1 protein-coding gene is annotated in these 295 nt (G+C 31.9%); it reads right to left on the bottom strand.

The genetic code is table 11. The features are described 5' to 3' along the window. Positions 1-294: condensation domain-containing protein (locus tag ACVYAD_RS25210; protein ID WP_476428309.1), on the bottom strand; the 294-nt coding region annotated here is incomplete at its 3' end. Position 295 lies beyond the last annotated feature (1 nt).

Genomic DNA, 295 nt, shown 5'->3' with positions numbered 1-295 from the left:
CTTACTCGTGAGTGTTTTATCTAATTCAAAACTAACACTATCTCCCTCATAACTCTTAATAACAGGTCTTTCAAAATCATAGGGTAAGTTTAATACTGGTATCTCATCATTAAATCTTTGCAGCCAATATTCTTCTTGTTTCTTAATTTCTTCAGATTTCAATAATTTATTTTGCCATGCGGCAAAATCTTTATATTGGACCTTTAATGATGCTAATTCTTCTCCACTATATAATCTGGCAAACTCGTTAATGAGAATACTCATAGACACACCGTCAGATATGATATGGTGCATA

The sequence above is a fragment of the Lysinibacillus sp. G1-3 genome (assembly GCF_056322905.1).
Note: the sequence above shows the minus strand (reverse complement) of the source record. Positions and strands in the feature narration are given on the sequence as shown.